This is a genomic window from Pseudomonas sp. GW822-FHT06D10 (assembly GCF_058799535.1).
Map to the genome: position 1 here is coordinate 276,296 of NZ_JBXALN010000011.1, position 15,251 is coordinate 291,546.

A 15,251-nucleotide genomic window follows, 5' to 3' on the forward strand; every position below is an offset into this window, starting at 1 on the left:
CGCCGAGCCTTTGCTCGGCGTTGCTGTCACTGCTCGCGGTAGCGCCCCGGGGTCATGCCGAACCAGCGCAGGCAGGCCTTGTGAAAGCTGCTCTGGTCGCGAAAGCCCAACAGGGCGCCGATGTACTTGACGCTGCGCATGGAGTTGCGCAGAAAACTGTGGGCCAGCATCAGCCGCGCCTCGTCCTGCAGCGCCGAGAAGTGCACGTCTTCATGGCCCAGGCTGCGTTGCAGGCTGCGGGTGCTGACCCCCACTGCCTGGGCGATATGCGGCAGGTCGCTGGGCGCGCCCTGGGCCAGGGATTCGGACAGGGCGCGGCGCACCCGCGCAGTCATCGAGCCGCTGAGCAGCACATTGAGGCGGTTGCGGGCGTATTCCATGTGCAGCACATCCAGCGCCGGGTCGGCGGTGGGCAGGGCGATGGCGCAGTCCTGGCTGCTGAAGGTCAGGCTGTTGTGGGGCGCGCAGAACTGCAGGTTGTCGCCCATCAGCCGGCGCAGCATGCGCGTGTCCTCAGGCTCGGGGTAGGTGAAGGCCGCCACCAGCGGCCGCGGCTTGTGCTGGGGTAGCAGCCAGTGCAGCAGGCCCAGGGTCTGGGCGGCGCCGGCGTCGATCACCGCCCGGGGGATCAGCGAAGGCTCGGCGGTGACGTCGAAGCCGATCAGTTGCAACGCGTCGGGCTTGCGTTCCAGGCACATGCAGAAGCCGTTGCTGGTCAGCGCCTGGTAGTCCACCAGGCGCTGCAGCGCTGCCCCCAGGGTCGCGCAAGACATCACCGCATAGCCCAGGGCCTCCAGGTTGGCCGGGTGGGCCTTGCTGTAGGCCAGCAGCCCGAGGTCCGGGTTGCCGGTGCGGCGGGTGGCTTCGCGCATTACTTGATAGACCAGTTCCAGCCTCACGCCCTTGGGATTTTCCTCAACGTCCTGGATGCTGCTGCCGAAGGTTCTGAGCAGGGCGTCGACATTCGCGCCGCCTTCTCTCATGACATCGGCAAGCACCCGAAAGCTGGCGCTGGTCATTCTGTGCATAGGTCTTCCTGGACTAGTGGCTAAATGATATCGATGAGGCCTTTTGCATGATTGCAATAAACAAAAGGCCACAGACGAATAAGCACCGGCCCAGGTTTCCGAGGACAAGCGAAAGGTATCCGGGAACACTTCCGGGTGGCCCGGGCAGGGTCGATCATGGTTGGGCAGGGACCCTTGGGCGAGTGCGGCGGCGGGCTCGTCGTGCCATGTTCGAGGGTGCGTCGTTGGCTTGCCTATGGATCTGTCATGCAAAGCATCAAAGACTTTTATCGTGAATTGGCCGAGGGCCATTTGATGCTGGCATTCCAGCCGGTGGTATGGCTGCCCGACAGCAGCCGGGTGCTCTACCACGAAGGGTTGCTGCGCCATGTCGATGCCCAGGGCGGGGATGTCTACCCCCTGGCGCTACTGGAAAAACACCAGGTGATGCGCGAGCTGGACCGCAGCGTGGTGCTCTGTGTGATCGACAGCCTGCAACGGGACGAACGCCTGCGCCTGGGGTGCAATATCTCGGCCCAGAGCGCGATCATCGATTCATTCTGGTACCCCATTGTCCAGCAGTTGCGAGACTTTCCCGGCGTGGCCGCGCGGCTGGTCATCGAGATTACCGAAAGCGCCACGCCACCGAGCATCGAGGCGGCCAGCGAGTTTGTCCTGTGCCTGCGCGAACTGGGCTGCCGGGTGGCCATCGACGATTTCGGCGCGGGCCTGGGCACCCTGGAGTTCATCCGCCAGACCCGGCCGGACATCGTCAAGATCGACAAGGGCTACATCCAGCGCGCCCGCAGCGAACTCAACAGCGCCCAGACCCTCAGCCACCTGGTGCAACTGTGCAAGACCCTGGCGCCCTGCGTGATCATCGAAGGGGTGGAGACTGCCACCGACCAGGGCCTGGCCATGGCCTGTGGTGGCGAGTGGGGGCAGGGCTACCTGTTCGGCCGCCCCCAGGTGGATCGCCTGGGGCGACGTTGCCGCCTGGCGCAGCGGGTGCCCCAGCTGTGCACGCCGGATCAGGCGTAGCCCGGGTGCATGCCCGCCTGAAGGGGTTCAATCAGCCTGCGTGGTGATGGGCGGGGTGTGGGCCGTCGGGTCTTGCACCTCGGCACTGATGGGCAATGCCTGCAGGTCTTGCTCGGGAATCTCCTTCATATCCACGTGCATGTTGCGCTTGGGCCGCTCCGGCTGGAGCGCGTCGTAGGGCAGCAGCACGGTGTCGAGCGCCGCATCCAGGGGCAGGCTGGCGATCATCAGGATCGGGCACACCACCATCACCCAGCAGCCGCCGGTGATCATGCGTGCGTAGCCCATGTCATAGCCGGTGAGCACTTGGGCGTTGGTCTTTACGCTGCGGTAGTAGCGGTCGTCGCGAAAGTCCAGGGCATTGCCGCGAGTCATGTAGGTGCCGCAGCCGGACAGCAGCAGGGTGTTGAGCAGCAACAGGTAATTGATGATTCGGATGATCGCTCTTCCATTCAGGCCATTGGCAGGGGGCGCGAATCAGTGATTCATCGCGTCATAGGGCAGCAGCGCGGTGTCGGCCACGGCGTCCACCGGCAGGCTGACGATGGCCGCCACCGGGCAGACAATGCTCATCCAGCAGAACAGCGTGACGTAGCCGTCGTAGCCGCTGGCTCCGCGCATGGTCAGCAGTTCGATATTGGCCTGGGTGCCTTTGTAGTAGTCGTAGCTGGTATGGGAATTGGGGGTGCGGGCGATCAGGGTGCCGCAGCCCACCAGGGACAGCAGGGACACAACGAACAGAGCATTGAGGGCTTTGATGGCGCCATTCCTTAGCAAGCGGGTTTTTCCGCGCGCATGGTCGCAGAAGCCCGCTGCAGACGCTAGATTGGGCGCTGAATAAATACTGGGCGCAGTGCCGGGAGGGTTCGATGGAGGGAGAGCGCAGCGTCGCACGGCTGTTCGCCGAGGAACCGCTGTCCTGGGGGCTGCGGGGTGACCCCTATCTGTGGCGAGCCATGGCCACGCATCTGGCCCACACGCCCTGGCCGGCCACGGCGCAGCAGTTGGAAGCCCTGATCGTCCAGGCCTTCGAGCAACTGACCGGCAGGGCCTGGAGCTCGGCAGGGCACTTCTTCGTCGAGGCCTTTGCCCATGGCGGCATGTCCAGCGGCGGGATTTCCATGGGCTTCTGGCACGAGCGCGGCCTGCCCCTGTTGTGCGCCCGTTGGGCTCAAGCCTGATCAGATATCGCTGGGTATCAGCATAAGCAGGTCGGTATCGCCGATATCCACCCCGGCCTGGGTCAGCAGGGTGCTGGCCTGGCCGCGGTGGTGGGTCTGGTGGTTGAAGAAATGCACCAGCAGGCTATAGAAATCGCGCTCGGCGACCACGCCCCGGGTGTTGGCGTAATGCAGGCTGCTGTCCAGGTCGGCGTCGCTCAGGGACTGGCTGAAATCGAGGATCAACTGGTCCAGCCACTGACGCTGCTGCCAGAGCCCGCCCAGGTTTGGGAACAGCAGGGTCTTGAGGTCCTGTGGCAGGGCCACCTGCTGCAGCGGCGCCAGGGCCGCAAACCGCGCCGGGTGCTGGGCAAAGCGCTTGAGCCAGATGGTGTCGCCGGCCAGCAAATGATTGAGGGTGCCGAGGATCGAGCCGAAAAAGGCCTGCCGGTCCAGAGCCAGTTGCGCATCGGACAGGCCCATGGCGGCGCTGTACAGCTTGCTGTTCATCCACTGGTTGTAGCGAGCCATCAGGCACAGGTGCTCGGTGCGGTTCATTGCGGCTCCTTTCGGGGTTTGCGGGCTGGCGCGCAGCAGCTTCGCAAGCCCCGGTGCCGCAATGCAAGAGGTGTCACAAAAGCCTCGTGCGCAGGCCGTTTGCAGGGCTGTGCAGCCATTAAAAAAACCGCCCCTTTGGCCCCGATAACATCGTTTCTCGGGGCTTGGGCTTTTCTCTATATTGGCCACCAGATCCAGCGCGGCAACAGGCCGCGCACCCTTTATGGTGAGCCGTTGCAATGAATAAAAAACCTGAACGCACAGGGCTGGAAAACCCCGGGACCGCTACCCGGGTGGTCTGGGGCGGAGAGCAAGTCCGTCATCCCTACAACGCCACGCAACCCCCGATTGTCGCCAGCGCCGCCTATGGCTACGACGACATCGACCAGTGGTACGACGTGGCCCTGGGCAAGGCCCCTGGCTTTATCTACAGCCGCATGAGCAACCCCACGGTGCAAACCCTGGAAGCCAAGCTGCAGGATCTGGAAAACGCCGAATCGGCGGTGGCCTTCAGCAGCGGCATGGCAGCCATCAGCGGCGTGCTCTACAGCTTCCTGCGCCACGGCCAGCGGGTGGTGTCGACCAAGGACAGCTACGGTGGTACCAACAAGATCTTCGAGGAATTCCTGCCGCGCATGGGCGTGGCCGTGACCCTCTGCGAAACCTTCGACCAGCAGCAGATCGAGGCCGAGATCGCCAAGGGCTGCGACCTGCTGTACCTGGAGACGCCGACCAACCCGACCCTGAAGATCGTCGATATCCAGCGTCTGGTCGCCGCGGCGAAACAGGTCGGCGCCCTGGTGGTGGCGGACAACACCTTCGCTACGCCGCTGAATCAGAACCCCCTGGCGCTGGGCGTGGATGTGGTGATCCACAGCGCTACCAAGTTCCTCAGCGGTCACGGCGATGTGCTTGGTGGCGTGGCCTGCGGCAGCGAAGCGCTGATGAGCCAGGTGCGTCACTATCGGGAAATCAACGGTGCCAGCCTCGATCCGTTCTCGGCCTACCTGATCATTCGCGGGATCAAGACCCTGGCCCTGCGCATGCGTCAGCAACAGCACAGTGCCGCGCAACTGGCGCAGTTCCTGCTGAATGAGCCGCTGGTGGAAGCGGTGAACTACCCAGGGTTGCCCAGCCACCCGAATCACGCCGTGGCCTGTGCGCAGATGCGCGGTTTCGGCGCCATCGTCAGTTTTGTCCTGGTGGGCGGCATGGACAGCGTCAAGCTGCTGTTGCCGCGCCTGCGCTATGCCCACTGCGCCGGCAACCTGGGGGCGGTGGAAACCATCTACGGCCCGGCGCGCACTACCAGCCATGTGGAGAACACCCTGGAAGAGCGCCAGGCCCTGGGCATTTCCGAAGGCCTGGTGCGGATTTCGGTGGGCATCGAAGACACCGATGACCTGCTGGCCGACCTGCAGCAGGCCTTCGCCTGGCTGCGCCAATCCCTCAAGCAGAATGCGGCGCCTGGCGCCATCCCATCCCAGGACCCGCGGGCCGAGGTCGCCCACTGAAAAGAGCGCGCAACACCCCCACAGCAAGGCAGCCAGTGGGGGCTTCATGAAGAGGAATAACAATAAAAACCTGGTGGCATCCGATTTGTTTTCTGCCCATTTCCACAGTCGCAGAAATTGAGACTTGCCCTGACAACTTTCATGAGAACCATCATGTCCCTACAAGAACAACAGACCGACTTGCGCGGCGGCTTCAAGCAAGAAATGCAGACCCGGCACATTGTCATGCTCGCCCTGGGCGGGGTGATAGGCACCGGGCTGTTCCTCACGTCCGGCTACACGGTGAACCAGGCCGGCCCGCTGGGCGCGGTGATCGCCTACATCATCGGCGCGCTGATGGTGTACCTGGTGATGATGTGCCTCGGCGAGCTGGCGGTGCAGATGCCCGAGACCGGCTCCTTCAGCACCTACGCCACGCGCTTTCTCGGCCCAGGCACCGGCTACACCGTGGCCTGGCTGTACTGGCTGACCTGGACCGTGGCCATCGGCTCGGAATTCACCGCCGCCGGCATCCTCATGGCCCGCTGGTTCCCCGACACCCCGGTGTGGATCTGGAGCGCGCTGTTCGCCATGGTGGTGTTTCTGTCCAACGTGGTCTCGGTGCGGCTGTTCGCCGAGACCGAGTTCTGGCTGTCGCTGGTCAAGGTGATCACCGTGCTGGTGTTCCTGGCGGTGGGCGGCGGGGCGATCCTGGGCCTGTTGAACATCGATCAGGCCCACAGCATCGGCTTGAGCAACTTCACCCGCGAGGGGCTGTTCCCCACTGGCTTCATGCCGATTGCCATGACCCTGCTGGCGGTGGCCTTCGCTTTCTCCGGCACTGAGCTGATCGGCATTGCCGCCGGTGAAACCCGCGACCCGCAACGCAACGTGCCACGGGCGATCCGCACCACCGTGCTGCGCCTGGCGATCTTCTTTGTCGGCACCATCTTCGTCCTCGCCACCCTGTTGCCCCGGGAGCAGGCCGGTTTGGTGGAAAGTCCGTTCGTCACGGTGTTCACCTACATCGGCATTCCGTACTCGGCCGACATCATGAACTTCGTGATCATCAGCGCGTTGCTGTCCGCCGCCAACTCCGGGCTGTACGCCGCCTCGCGGATGCTCTGGACCCTGAGCGACCAGGGCCACCTGCCCAAGCAGTTCTCGGCCCTGACCCGCATGGGCACGCCGCTCAACGCGATCATCGTGAGCATGGCCGGTGGCGCCGCCTCGCTGCTCAGCAGCGTGTTCGCCCCGGACACCATCTACCTGGCCCTGGTGTCGATTTCCGGGCTGGCGGTGGTGGTGGTGTGGATGAGCATCGCCGCCAGCCAGATCGCCTTTCGCCGGCACTTCGTGGCCAACGGCGGTGACGTGCGCGACTTGAAATTCCGTGTTCGTGGCTACCCCTGGGTGCCGTTGGGGGCGCTGTTGTGCTGCGCCCTGGCCTGTGTCGGCATCGGTTTCGACCCCGAGCAGCGCGTGGCCCTGTACTTCGGCCTGCCCTTCATCGCCTGGTGCTACCTGGTGTATTACATTACCCGCAGTAGCCGCCAGCGGCGCCTGTCCCTGGCAGCCCTGGCTCGGCCCTCCGATGCCCTGCAGGGTTGACGGGTGCGCCCGGCGCCCAGGGTGTCCATGAGAGCCAGGCCATGAAGCAGAAAAGCTTGCCCCCGCTGAACTGGCTGCGCGCCTTCGAGGTGTCCGCCCGTTGCCTTAACTTCACCCACGCCGCCGAGGAACTGTTCCTCACCCAGGGCGCGGTCAGCCAACAGATCCGCCAGCTGGAAAGCCACCTCGGGGTGGCGCTGTTCAAGCGCCTGCCCCGCGGCCTGGACCTGACCGAGGAGGGCCGCTCCTACCTGCCGGTGGTGCAGGACGCGATCACCCGGTTGGCGGTGGGCACCAACGAAATTTTCGGCCAGCACAAGCGCCGGCCGATCAAGGTGCGCGGCAGCCTGGCGTTTTTCGTCCACTGGCTGGCGCCCAAGCTGGCGGATTTTCAGCACAGGCACCCGCTGGTGGATATCCGCTACATCAGCAATATCTGGGTCAAGGAGCTGGACGGCGAAGACGACCTGGAAATTCGTTGGGGCCACGGCCACTGGCCGGGGCTGGTGGCCCAGCGCCTGACCTGGGACACGCTGTTCCCGGTGTGCGCCCCGGCCTTGCTGGACAAGGCGCCGCTAGAGGTGCCGGCGGACCTGGCCCGGCACCCGCTGCTGCATGTGCTGGGCTACGAAGAGGGCTGGGGCTACTGGCTGCAGCGGGCCGGCGCCGAGCAAGTGGATTCGTCCCGGGGGATGCAGTTCGACACCCTGATTTCCACCTTGCGCATGGCCGAACTGGGCCTGGGCGTGGCCCTGGCCCGTTCCTCCATGGTCGACCAGATGCTCGCCGACGGGCGCTTGCTGGAGCCTTTCAGTCAGCGCATCGAGGCCAGCGAATCCTTTTACCTGGTGCGTGGCGCCGGGGCCGATCCACACCCCGATGCGCTGGAATTTTCCACCTGGCTGGTGGAGCAGGCCCATCGCTACAAATGACTGGCCGGAGCCAAGCATGCGTTATGTGAGTACCCGCAGTGCCACCGAGCAGGTGGATTTTGCAACCGTAGTCCTGTCAGGCGTGGCGGCCGACGGCGGGCTTTATGTGCCGCAGCAGTTGCCGAGTTTCAGCCCCCAGGAAATCGCCAACTGGTCGACCCTGGATTACCCCGAACTGGCCTTTCGCGTGCTCAGGCCCTTTGTCGGCGACAGCCTGCCCGAGGCCGACTTCAAGGGGCTGCTTCGCCAGGCCTACAGCGGTTTTGGCCATCGTGCGGTGGCGCCGCTGCGCCAGATCGATCGCAATGAATGGCTGCTGGAGCTGTTTCATGGCCCCAGCGGTTCGGCCAAGGACTTTGCCGCACGCCTGCAGGCCCAACTGGTGGGCTACTTTCTCCAGCGCCGGCAGCGGCGTGGGGTGCTGGTGGGGGCCACCAATGGCGACACCGGGCTGGCGGCCATCGAGGCCTTCAAGGACTGCCCGCAGACGCGACTGCTGGTGTTCTATCCGCAGCACGGCGTGCCCGAGCAGCAAGGGCGACAGTTGCAGGCGGCGCACCAGCCGGGCCTGTGGCGCTTCGCCGTGGAGGGCAGCTTCGATGACTGCCAGACCCTGGTCGGCCGCTTGCTGCGTCAGTGGCCGTTGGCCGAGCATGAGGTGATCGGCTTCAACTCCAGCAACTGGGTCGGGGTCATGGCCCAGCTGGTGCTGTATTTCCACGCCGTGCTGCAACTGGGCGGGGGCCAGCGGCCCATCGGTTTCAGCGTACCGGCGGCCAGTTTCGCCGAGGTCTATGCCGGCTACATCGTGCAGAAAATGGGCCTGCCCATCACCCAGATGATCGTGGCCACCAACCGCAATGACGCCCTGCATCAACTGTTCCTGAAGAACCACTATTCCCGGGGGCAGGCCAGCCAGAGCCTGTCGCCGGCCATGGACCTGTCGCTGTTCGCCAACCTGGAGCGCCTGGTCTGGGAGCTGTATGGCCAGGACCCGCAGGCGGTGGCGGTGCTGATGCAGGGCTTCGAGGACAGCGGCGAGATGACCCTGGACAACGAGGCCTGGCTCCAGGCGCGGATGATCATCGACTCCTATTCGGTCAGTGATGAAGAGACCGGCAAGGAGATCGTCAGCCTGTATCGGGACACCGGCTACGTCATTGACCCCCATGCCGCCACCGGCGTCCTGGCGGCGCGCCTGTACCGCCGCAGCCTGGTGGCACCGATGGTCACCCTGGGGGAGATTGCACCGGCCAAGTCGGCGCGCCTGCTGAGCTCGCTGGGCATCCCCGGGTTGCCGCAAGAGCCGGTGGCACAGCCTTCGACGCTGCAGTGGCAGACGCTGGCCGCGGATGACTTTGGCGCGCTGCTGCACTGCCTGGAGTCCTGGTGATGGGCCGGTGCAAGGTGAGCCTATGAAGCGGATTCTTGATCCTCTGGACGAGCGCATCCTGGCCGAACTGACCCTCAATGCCCGGGCCGCCCACGCCGAGCTGGCGGCCAAGGTCAACCTGTCGCGCAACGCCGTGCGCCAGCGTATCGAGCGCCTGGAGCGGGACGGGGCGATCCAGGGCTACACCATTCGCGTGGGAGAGGGGCGGGGCGCGGACACCCGGATCAATGCGCTGATTTTCGTCTACCGCTACGACCGCATGCGCGGTGCCGAAGTGCTGCAGGCCTTGCGTGCCATGCCGGAGATCGTCCAGTGCGAAGTGCTCAGCGGCGAGTTCGATGTGCTGGTGCGGGTCAGCGCCGCCACGGCGGAACGGGTGCATCGGGTGTGGAATGACATCGCCGCCTTGCCCGGGGTGGAAAACACCGTGACGTCCTTTGTCTTGTCCTCGGTGAGTTAGGGGCTGTCTGCCTGCTTGAAAAAGCCAACGAGTGTTGGCTTTTTTTGCTTTTTCGGCGCTGCAGAATGTGCCTGTTCATGCCTCATGAACAGGTGTTGGGCGGTACGCCTGGAAATGGCTTCGGTGGAAATCTGCGCGGGTAGCCGATGGCTCTAAGAAACGCCTCTGGCGGATCAACAGTCCGCTACCAAGAAACCTCTTTCGAAAATTCAGATCAATCCGATGTGGTGGTTACCGGGATCAATCTAGTATCGGCGCCCACTGCAAGGCCCGTATTCCGGGGGGTATACGCAGTTTGTCGGGGTGCTCGGCGCTTGTTTGACGCCAAGGTAGTGGCACATTAGCATCGCTCGCCTTGTCTTGACCCTTGCTGCCCTTTCGAAGGACCGAATATGCCTATCTCCGCCCTCGGGATGAGGTTGTGCTGTGCCTTGTCTTGCCTGTTGCTGGCCGGCCCCGTGCACATGGCGATTGCCGCTCCCTTGCCCGCACCGACCTTCAACCCCGGCGACCAGGACCTGTTCCTCTAATTCCGCTTTTTGCCTGAGATATTCGACATGGACGTTCGCCAGTTTGCCTTTCTGGCCCGCCAGCCTTCGGCTGCCCTGCAATCCCGTGAGTCCTTTTTGGGCCTGCCGAAACGCGGACTGGCGTTCATCCTGGCCAACGTGATGTTCTGGCAGCCGCTGGTGGTGATGGCCGACGGCATCGTGGTCAACGGCAGCGGCACCAGCCTCGGGCAAGCGGCTAATGGCGTGCCCATCGTCAACATTGCCACGCCCAATGGCGGCGGGCTGTCCCATAACAAGTTCAGCGATTACAACGTTGGCCAGCAGGGGGTGATCCTCAACAACGCCACGCAAAAGCTGCAGAGCACCCAGTTGGGTGGCTACATTATCGGCAACCCCAACCTGGGTGGCCGCGCGGCCAATGTGATCCTCAACGAAGTCAACGGCGGCAGCCCCAGCCAGCTCAAGGGCTACACCGAAGTGGCCGGGCAGTCGGCCCATGTGATCGTCGCCAACCCCTATGGCGTGACCTGCAATGGCTGCGGCTTCATCAATACCCCCAAGGCTACCCTGACCACCGGCAAGCCGGTGATCGAGAACGGCCAGATCCAGCGTTACCAGGTGGACCAGGGCAGCGTGGCCATCGAGGGCGCGGGGCTCAACGCGAGCAACATCGACCAGTTCGAAATCATCACCCGCAGCGCGAAAATCAACGCCGAGATCCAGGCCAAGCATCTGGCGGTGATCGCCGGGGCCAATGACGTCGACGCCAAGACCTTGAACGCCACCGCCCGCACCGCCAACCCGGCGGATGCGCCGCAACTGGCGATCGACTCTTCGGCCCTGGGCGGCATGTACGCCGGGGCGATCAAGCTGGTGGGCACTGAAGCCGGTGTAGGGGTGAAGCTGGCAGGTGATATGGCTACCAGCGGTGGTGACCTGCAAATCGATGCCAACGGCAAGCTGACCCTGGCTCGTGCTCAAGCCCAGGGCGACGTGCAACTCAAGGCGCAAGCGGTGCAACTGACCGAGTCGGTGTATGCGGACCGGAACGCCAAAGTGGTTGCCGCTGAAAAACTGACAGTGGACAAAAACCTGACCGCGGGCGGCAACCTGCACCTCGAAGGCCAGCAGGTGGTCAGTCGCGGTCAGCTCAATGCGGGGCTTCAGCGGCAAGAGGGTATCGAGACCATCAACCCCACCAGCCATCTGCAGCTTCAGGGTGGCAGTCTGATCAACACGGGCAGTATCAACGCCCGGGGCAGTCTCACGACTGATCTTGAGCGCCTGGATAACCAGGGCGCGGAACTGGTGGCAGCGGGGGATCTGCACCTCAAGGCCGGTCGTGTCGATAACCGTGGCGGTCAGTTGATTGGCCAGCAAGCCCTGAAGGTTGAGGGTGACAGTCTGGATAATCGTGGCGGGACCCTGGCCGCCGAGCAGTCACTCAAGGTGGCGGTCGACAGCCTGGACAACCGCGATCAGGGCCTGATTCTCAGCAAAAGCGCAGACTTGACCTTGAATGCCGGCAGCCTGGATAACCGCCAGGGCACCCTGCAAGCCAACCAGGGCGAGCTCAAGGCCAGGGTCAAGCAGGTCCTCGACAATGGCGGCGGCAAGATCCTCACGGGTGCCGGCAAACTGAGCCTGGAAGCCGATGAACTGCGCAACCAGCAAGGACGACTGAACGCCCAGACTGGCAAGCTTGAAGTCAAGAGCGCGACCTTCGACAACACTCGGGGTCAGGCCCGCGGGGCGGCAGTCGAGATCAGCAGCAGCTCCCGTCTGATCAATGCTCAGGGGCATGTACTGTCCACCGCAGGCGATTTGCAACTCAAGGGCGGCGAGGTCCGCAACAACGAGGGCGAGATCGCCAGCCAGAAGCACCTGCAACTCTCCGTCGACAGTCTGCAGAACCAGAAGGGCAGCCTCAGCGCCGAAACCATCGGGCTGGCACTTTCCGGCAAGCTGGACAACGACGCAGGGCTGATCGAGTCCCGGGAAAGCCTCGCGGTGGAAGCCGGTTCGGTGAGCAATGCCAAGGGCCGTTTGCGGGCTTTGGGCGAGCAGGGCGAGAGCCGCTTCAGCATCGGTGGCCGTTTCGATAACGACCAGGGCCTGGTGGAGATCGGCAACCAGCGGTTGCTGCTGAGCAGCGGGGGCCTGAGCAACCAGCAAGGGTTGGTGCGCCACCTGGGGCAACAAGGCTTCGCGTTGTCCCTGGCGGACACCGGCAATGCCGGCGGCAGTTTCATCACCAACAGCCGGCTGGATCTGGACCTGGCGGACTGGAGCAATACCAGTCAGATCCAGGCACAAAAGATCGGCTTGAAGGTCGGGACCTTCACCCAGACCCGCACTGGCAAGCTGATTTCAGTGGAGGGCGTCGAAGCCAGTGGTAACCACTGGATCAACGACGGCGGCCTGGAAACCGACGGCGACCTGAAGCTGATTCTCAGTGGTTCTTACCAGGGCAACGGCCTGCTCAAGAGCCAGGGGCGCATGACTTTCGCTGCCGCCCGTGCCGACCTTGGCCAGGAGGCCGAGGTGCGCAGTGGCGGTGTGGCCGATTTCACCTTGGGCAGTCACCTGCAGAACCTCGGCACGCTCACGGCTGCCGGAGACCTGCAACTCAAGGTCGACAGCCTGACCAACCAGGGCACCCTGGGGGCGGGCAATGCCTTGCATATTGAAACCCCGACCCTGGTCAACCAGGGCGGGCTGATCTTCAGCGGCGCCGACATGCAGCTGGAAACCAGCAGCCTGACCAACGACAAGGGTGACATCTACAGCCTTGGGCGCCTGGACGTGAATGCCCCGGGACAACAACCGGCCAGCCTGATCGAAAACATTTCCGGCACCATTGAAAGCGCCCATGGCATGCAGTTGCTGGCCAATCGCCTGGTCAACCGCAAGGAGAAGTTCGCCTTTATTCCGGCCCTGACCTCCGGGCGCATCAACCTCGGTTTTACCGATAACTGCAAGGGTAAGCACTGCGAAGCCTATTACTCGGTGACCGAGGTCTACGGCACGAAAATCACCGAGGACTCCCAGCGCGGCAACCTGATTTCCGGCGCCGAGCTGACCTTCAAGGGCGACAGCTTCGAGAACCAGTTCAGTACCGTTTCTGCCGCCGGCGATATCAGCTTGCAAAGCAACAGCCTGAAGAACATCGGTGCCGGCGGCGGCGAGATTCGCAATTACGCTTACTCGGTCTACACCAAGGACGAAGGTGCCTACTACACCTTCGTCAACAACATCGGGCGCTACAACGCCTACAACGACCCCAACTCTGCCAGTTACAACCCTACGGCGATGCCGCTGGGAGCGATTGCGCTCGGTAGCCTGAGCGGCTTCAGCAAGGTCGAGACCACCGGCAGTGGCGAAGTCGCCGCGGCAGTCATCCAGGGCGCCGGCAAGGTGGACATCACCGGCACCCAACTGCTGGAAAACAGCGTGATTCGTCCGGGTGAAGCCGTGGCCGCCAGTGCCAGCCGGGTCGGCATGACAGCTGTGGATAGCAGCACCCAGGCTCTGCCGCAGTTGAACCTGCAAGCCGCTCCGGACCTGCAGCAACAAGCGGTCAACCCTCTGGCCTTGCCCAGTTTCAACTTGCCGCAAGGTGACAGCGGCCTGTTCAGAGTCAGCAGCAACCTGCAACACAAATACCTGATCGAAACCAACCCGGCGTTCGCCAACCTCAAGCAGTTCATCAGTTCCGACTACCTGCTCAGCCGCATCGGTTTCAACAGCGACCAGACCCAGCGCCGCCTGGGCGACGGGCTCTATGAGCAACGGCTGATCCGCGAAGCGGTGATTGCCCGCACCGGCCAGCGTTTTATTGCTGGGCTGGACAGCGACGAAGCGATGTTCCGCTACCTGATGGACAACGCGATCGCCAGCAAGACCGCCCTTGACCTGTCACCCGGTATAGCCCTGACCTCAGCCCAGGTCGCGGCCCTGACCCACGACATCGTCTGGATGCAGGAACAGGAGGTCAACGGCGAGAAGGTCCTGGTACCGGTGCTGTACATGGCCCAGGCCAACAACCGCCTGGCGCCCAACGGCGCACTGATTCAGGGGCGCGACGTGAACCTGATCTCCGGCGGCACCCTGGCCAACCAGGGCACCCTGCGCGCCAGTGCACAACTGCAAGCCAGCGCCCAGAACATCGACAACAGCGGCCTGATGGACGCCAACGAACGCCTGTCGCTGCTGGCCACCCAAAGCATCCGCAACGCCCAGGGCGGGATTCTCAAAGGCCAGGACGTCAGCCTGGTAGCGACCCAGGGCGACGTCATCAACGAACGCTCGAAAGTCAGCCAGGACACCCGTTATGGCGGCGGGGCCCAGCACAACGACTACCTCAACAACGCGGCTCGGGTCGAGGCGGACAACAGCCTGAATATCGACGCCGGACGGGATATCCGTAACAGCGGCAGCGTGCTCCAGGCCGGGGGCGATGCGAGTCTCAAGGCGGGGCGTGATCTGGCGCTGGTGGCCACCGAGCAAGTGAACAGCAGCAGCGGACGCCACAAGAAGACCAACTGGAGCCAGAGCCAGACCACCCAGTACGGCAGTGAAGTGCAGGTCGGTGGCAATCTTTCCGCCACGGCCGGCCAGGATCTGCAGATGGTGGCCAGCAAGGTCGCTGCCCAGGGCAACCTGGCATTGGCAGCGGCGCGTGACGTATCCATCGAAGCTGCGGCCAATGAGAGCCACCGCGCGTCGAAGAGCAAGAAGGTCACCAGCAGTAACGATCAGGTACGTCAGCAGGCGTCTTCGGTGACCGCTGGCGGCGATCTGTCGATCAAGGCGGGTCAGGACCTAATCTTGGTGGCCAGCCAGGTGAAGGGCGAGCAAAACGTCGCGTTGGATGCCACTCGCGACCTTAGCCTGCTGTCCGCCAAGGACGAGAGCGCCTCTTTCTACTCGAAGAAGAGCAAAGGCTCCTTCGGGCGTAGCAGCAGTAAGCAACAGGAGAGCTACCACAGCACCAACATCGCCTCTGTGGTCGAGGCCGGGAAAGACCTGACCCTCAACACCAGCAAGAAAGCCGATGGCGGCATGAGCATCAACGGTGGCCG

General features: G+C 63.7%; 13 protein-coding genes. 9 read left to right on the top strand and 4 right to left on the bottom strand.

Annotated elements, in window-relative coordinates; all coding sequences use genetic code 11:
• Positions 1-26: 26 nt before the first annotated feature.
• A complete protein-coding gene (locus tag AC1RL5_RS29995) occupies positions 27-1,028 on the bottom strand; it encodes an AraC family transcriptional regulator (RefSeq protein WP_072452809.1) in 1,002 nt (333 codons plus the stop codon).
• A gap of 246 nt (positions 1,029-1,274) precedes the next feature.
• Between AC1RL5_RS29995 and AC1RL5_RS30000 the strand changes: the two genes are divergently transcribed.
• The gene (locus tag AC1RL5_RS30000) at positions 1,275-2,048 is read left to right on the top strand and encodes an EAL domain-containing protein (RefSeq protein ID WP_072452811.1); all 774 of its coding nucleotides are present in this window, start codon (positions 1,275-1,277) and stop codon (positions 2,046-2,048) included.
• A 27-nt stretch (positions 2,049-2,075) separates the two neighbouring features.
• Here AC1RL5_RS30000 and AC1RL5_RS30005 read toward each other — a convergent pair whose 3' ends face one another.
• Positions 2,076-2,465: a YceK/YidQ family lipoprotein gene (locus AC1RL5_RS30005; protein WP_258538695.1), complete on the bottom strand. Its 390-nt coding sequence runs from the start codon at positions 2,463-2,465 to the stop codon at positions 2,076-2,078.
• Between the two features lie 60 nt (positions 2,466-2,525).
• Positions 2,526-2,825: a YceK/YidQ family lipoprotein gene (locus AC1RL5_RS30010; RefSeq protein WP_103408289.1), complete on the bottom strand. Its 300-nt coding sequence runs from the start codon at positions 2,823-2,825 to the stop codon at positions 2,526-2,528.
• Between the two features lie 92 nt (positions 2,826-2,917).
• Between AC1RL5_RS30010 and AC1RL5_RS30015 the strand changes: the two genes are divergently transcribed.
• On the top strand, positions 2,918-3,229 hold the full coding sequence (locus tag AC1RL5_RS30015; RefSeq protein WP_041118987.1) for a hypothetical protein: 312 nt from the start codon (positions 2,918-2,920) through the stop codon (positions 3,227-3,229).
• Here the strand turns inward: AC1RL5_RS30015 and AC1RL5_RS30020 are convergent, their stop codons facing one another.
• On the bottom strand, positions 3,230-3,766 hold the full coding sequence (locus AC1RL5_RS30020) for a DinB family protein (protein ID WP_011062104.1): 537 nt from the start codon (positions 3,764-3,766) through the stop codon (positions 3,230-3,232).
• A gap of 239 nt (positions 3,767-4,005) precedes the next feature.
• On the opposite strand from AC1RL5_RS30020, the gene AC1RL5_RS30025 reads away from it, so the two are divergent.
• From AC1RL5_RS30025 to AC1RL5_RS30055, 7 genes are all read left to right on the top strand, one after another.
• Positions 4,006-5,280: a cystathionine gamma-synthase family protein gene (locus tag AC1RL5_RS30025; RefSeq protein WP_072452817.1), complete on the top strand. Its 1,275-nt coding sequence runs from the start codon at positions 4,006-4,008 to the stop codon at positions 5,278-5,280.
• Positions 5,281-5,433: 153 nt separating this feature from the next.
• Positions 5,434-6,870, top strand: coding sequence for an amino acid permease (locus AC1RL5_RS30030; RefSeq protein WP_072452819.1), 1,437 nt, complete (start codon positions 5,434-5,436; stop codon positions 6,868-6,870).
• A gap of 41 nt (positions 6,871-6,911) precedes the next feature.
• Complete coding sequence (locus AC1RL5_RS30035) at positions 6,912-7,802, top strand: LysR substrate-binding domain-containing protein (RefSeq protein WP_072452821.1); 891 nt, start codon at positions 6,912-6,914, stop codon at positions 7,800-7,802.
• A 16-nt stretch (positions 7,803-7,818) separates the two neighbouring features.
• Positions 7,819-9,195: a threonine synthase gene (gene thrC, locus AC1RL5_RS30040; protein WP_072452823.1), complete on the top strand. Its 1,377-nt coding sequence runs from the start codon at positions 7,819-7,821 to the stop codon at positions 9,193-9,195.
• A 22-nt stretch (positions 9,196-9,217) separates the two neighbouring features.
• Complete coding sequence (locus AC1RL5_RS30045; RefSeq protein ID WP_019095870.1) at positions 9,218-9,655, top strand: Lrp/AsnC family transcriptional regulator; 438 nt, start codon at positions 9,218-9,220, stop codon at positions 9,653-9,655.
• Positions 9,656-10,047: 392 nt separating this feature from the next.
• Positions 10,048-10,185 (top strand): hypothetical protein, encoded by a 138-nt coding sequence (locus AC1RL5_RS30050; RefSeq protein ID WP_019094135.1) that lies wholly within the window; start codon positions 10,048-10,050, stop codon positions 10,183-10,185.
• 27 nt (positions 10,186-10,212) lie between these two features.
• The coding region (locus AC1RL5_RS30055; RefSeq protein ID WP_492590072.1) for a two-partner secretion domain-containing protein at positions 10,213-15,251 on the top strand (5,039 nt) is incomplete at its 3' end.

Bases quoted from the DNA above. Each gene is read 5' to 3' on its own strand.
- AC1RL5_RS30030 (WP_072452819.1), top strand. From the start codon at position 5,434: ATGTCCCTACAAGAACAACAGACCGACTTGCGCGGCGGCTTCAAGCAA.
- AC1RL5_RS30035 (WP_072452821.1), top strand. From the start codon at position 6,912: ATGAAGCAGAAAAGCTTGCCCCCGCTGAACTGGCTGCGCGCCTTCGAG.
- thrC (WP_072452823.1), top strand. From the start codon at position 7,819: ATGCGTTATGTGAGTACCCGCAGTGCCACCGAGCAGGTGGATTTTGCA.
- AC1RL5_RS29995 (WP_072452809.1), bottom strand. From the start codon at position 1,028: ATGCACAGAATGACCAGCGCCAGCTTTCGGGTGCTTGCCGATGTCATG.
- AC1RL5_RS30025 (WP_072452817.1), top strand. From the start codon at position 4,006: ATGAATAAAAAACCTGAACGCACAGGGCTGGAAAACCCCGGGACCGCT.
- AC1RL5_RS30020 (WP_011062104.1), bottom strand. From the start codon at position 3,766: ATGAACCGCACCGAGCACCTGTGCCTGATGGCTCGCTACAACCAGTGG.
- AC1RL5_RS30050 (WP_019094135.1), top strand. From the start codon at position 10,048: ATGCCTATCTCCGCCCTCGGGATGAGGTTGTGCTGTGCCTTGTCTTGC.
- AC1RL5_RS30000 (WP_072452811.1), top strand. From the start codon at position 1,275: ATGCAAAGCATCAAAGACTTTTATCGTGAATTGGCCGAGGGCCATTTG.
- AC1RL5_RS30015 (WP_041118987.1), top strand. From the start codon at position 2,918: ATGGAGGGAGAGCGCAGCGTCGCACGGCTGTTCGCCGAGGAACCGCTG.
- AC1RL5_RS30045 (WP_019095870.1), top strand. From the start codon at position 9,218: ATGAAGCGGATTCTTGATCCTCTGGACGAGCGCATCCTGGCCGAACTG.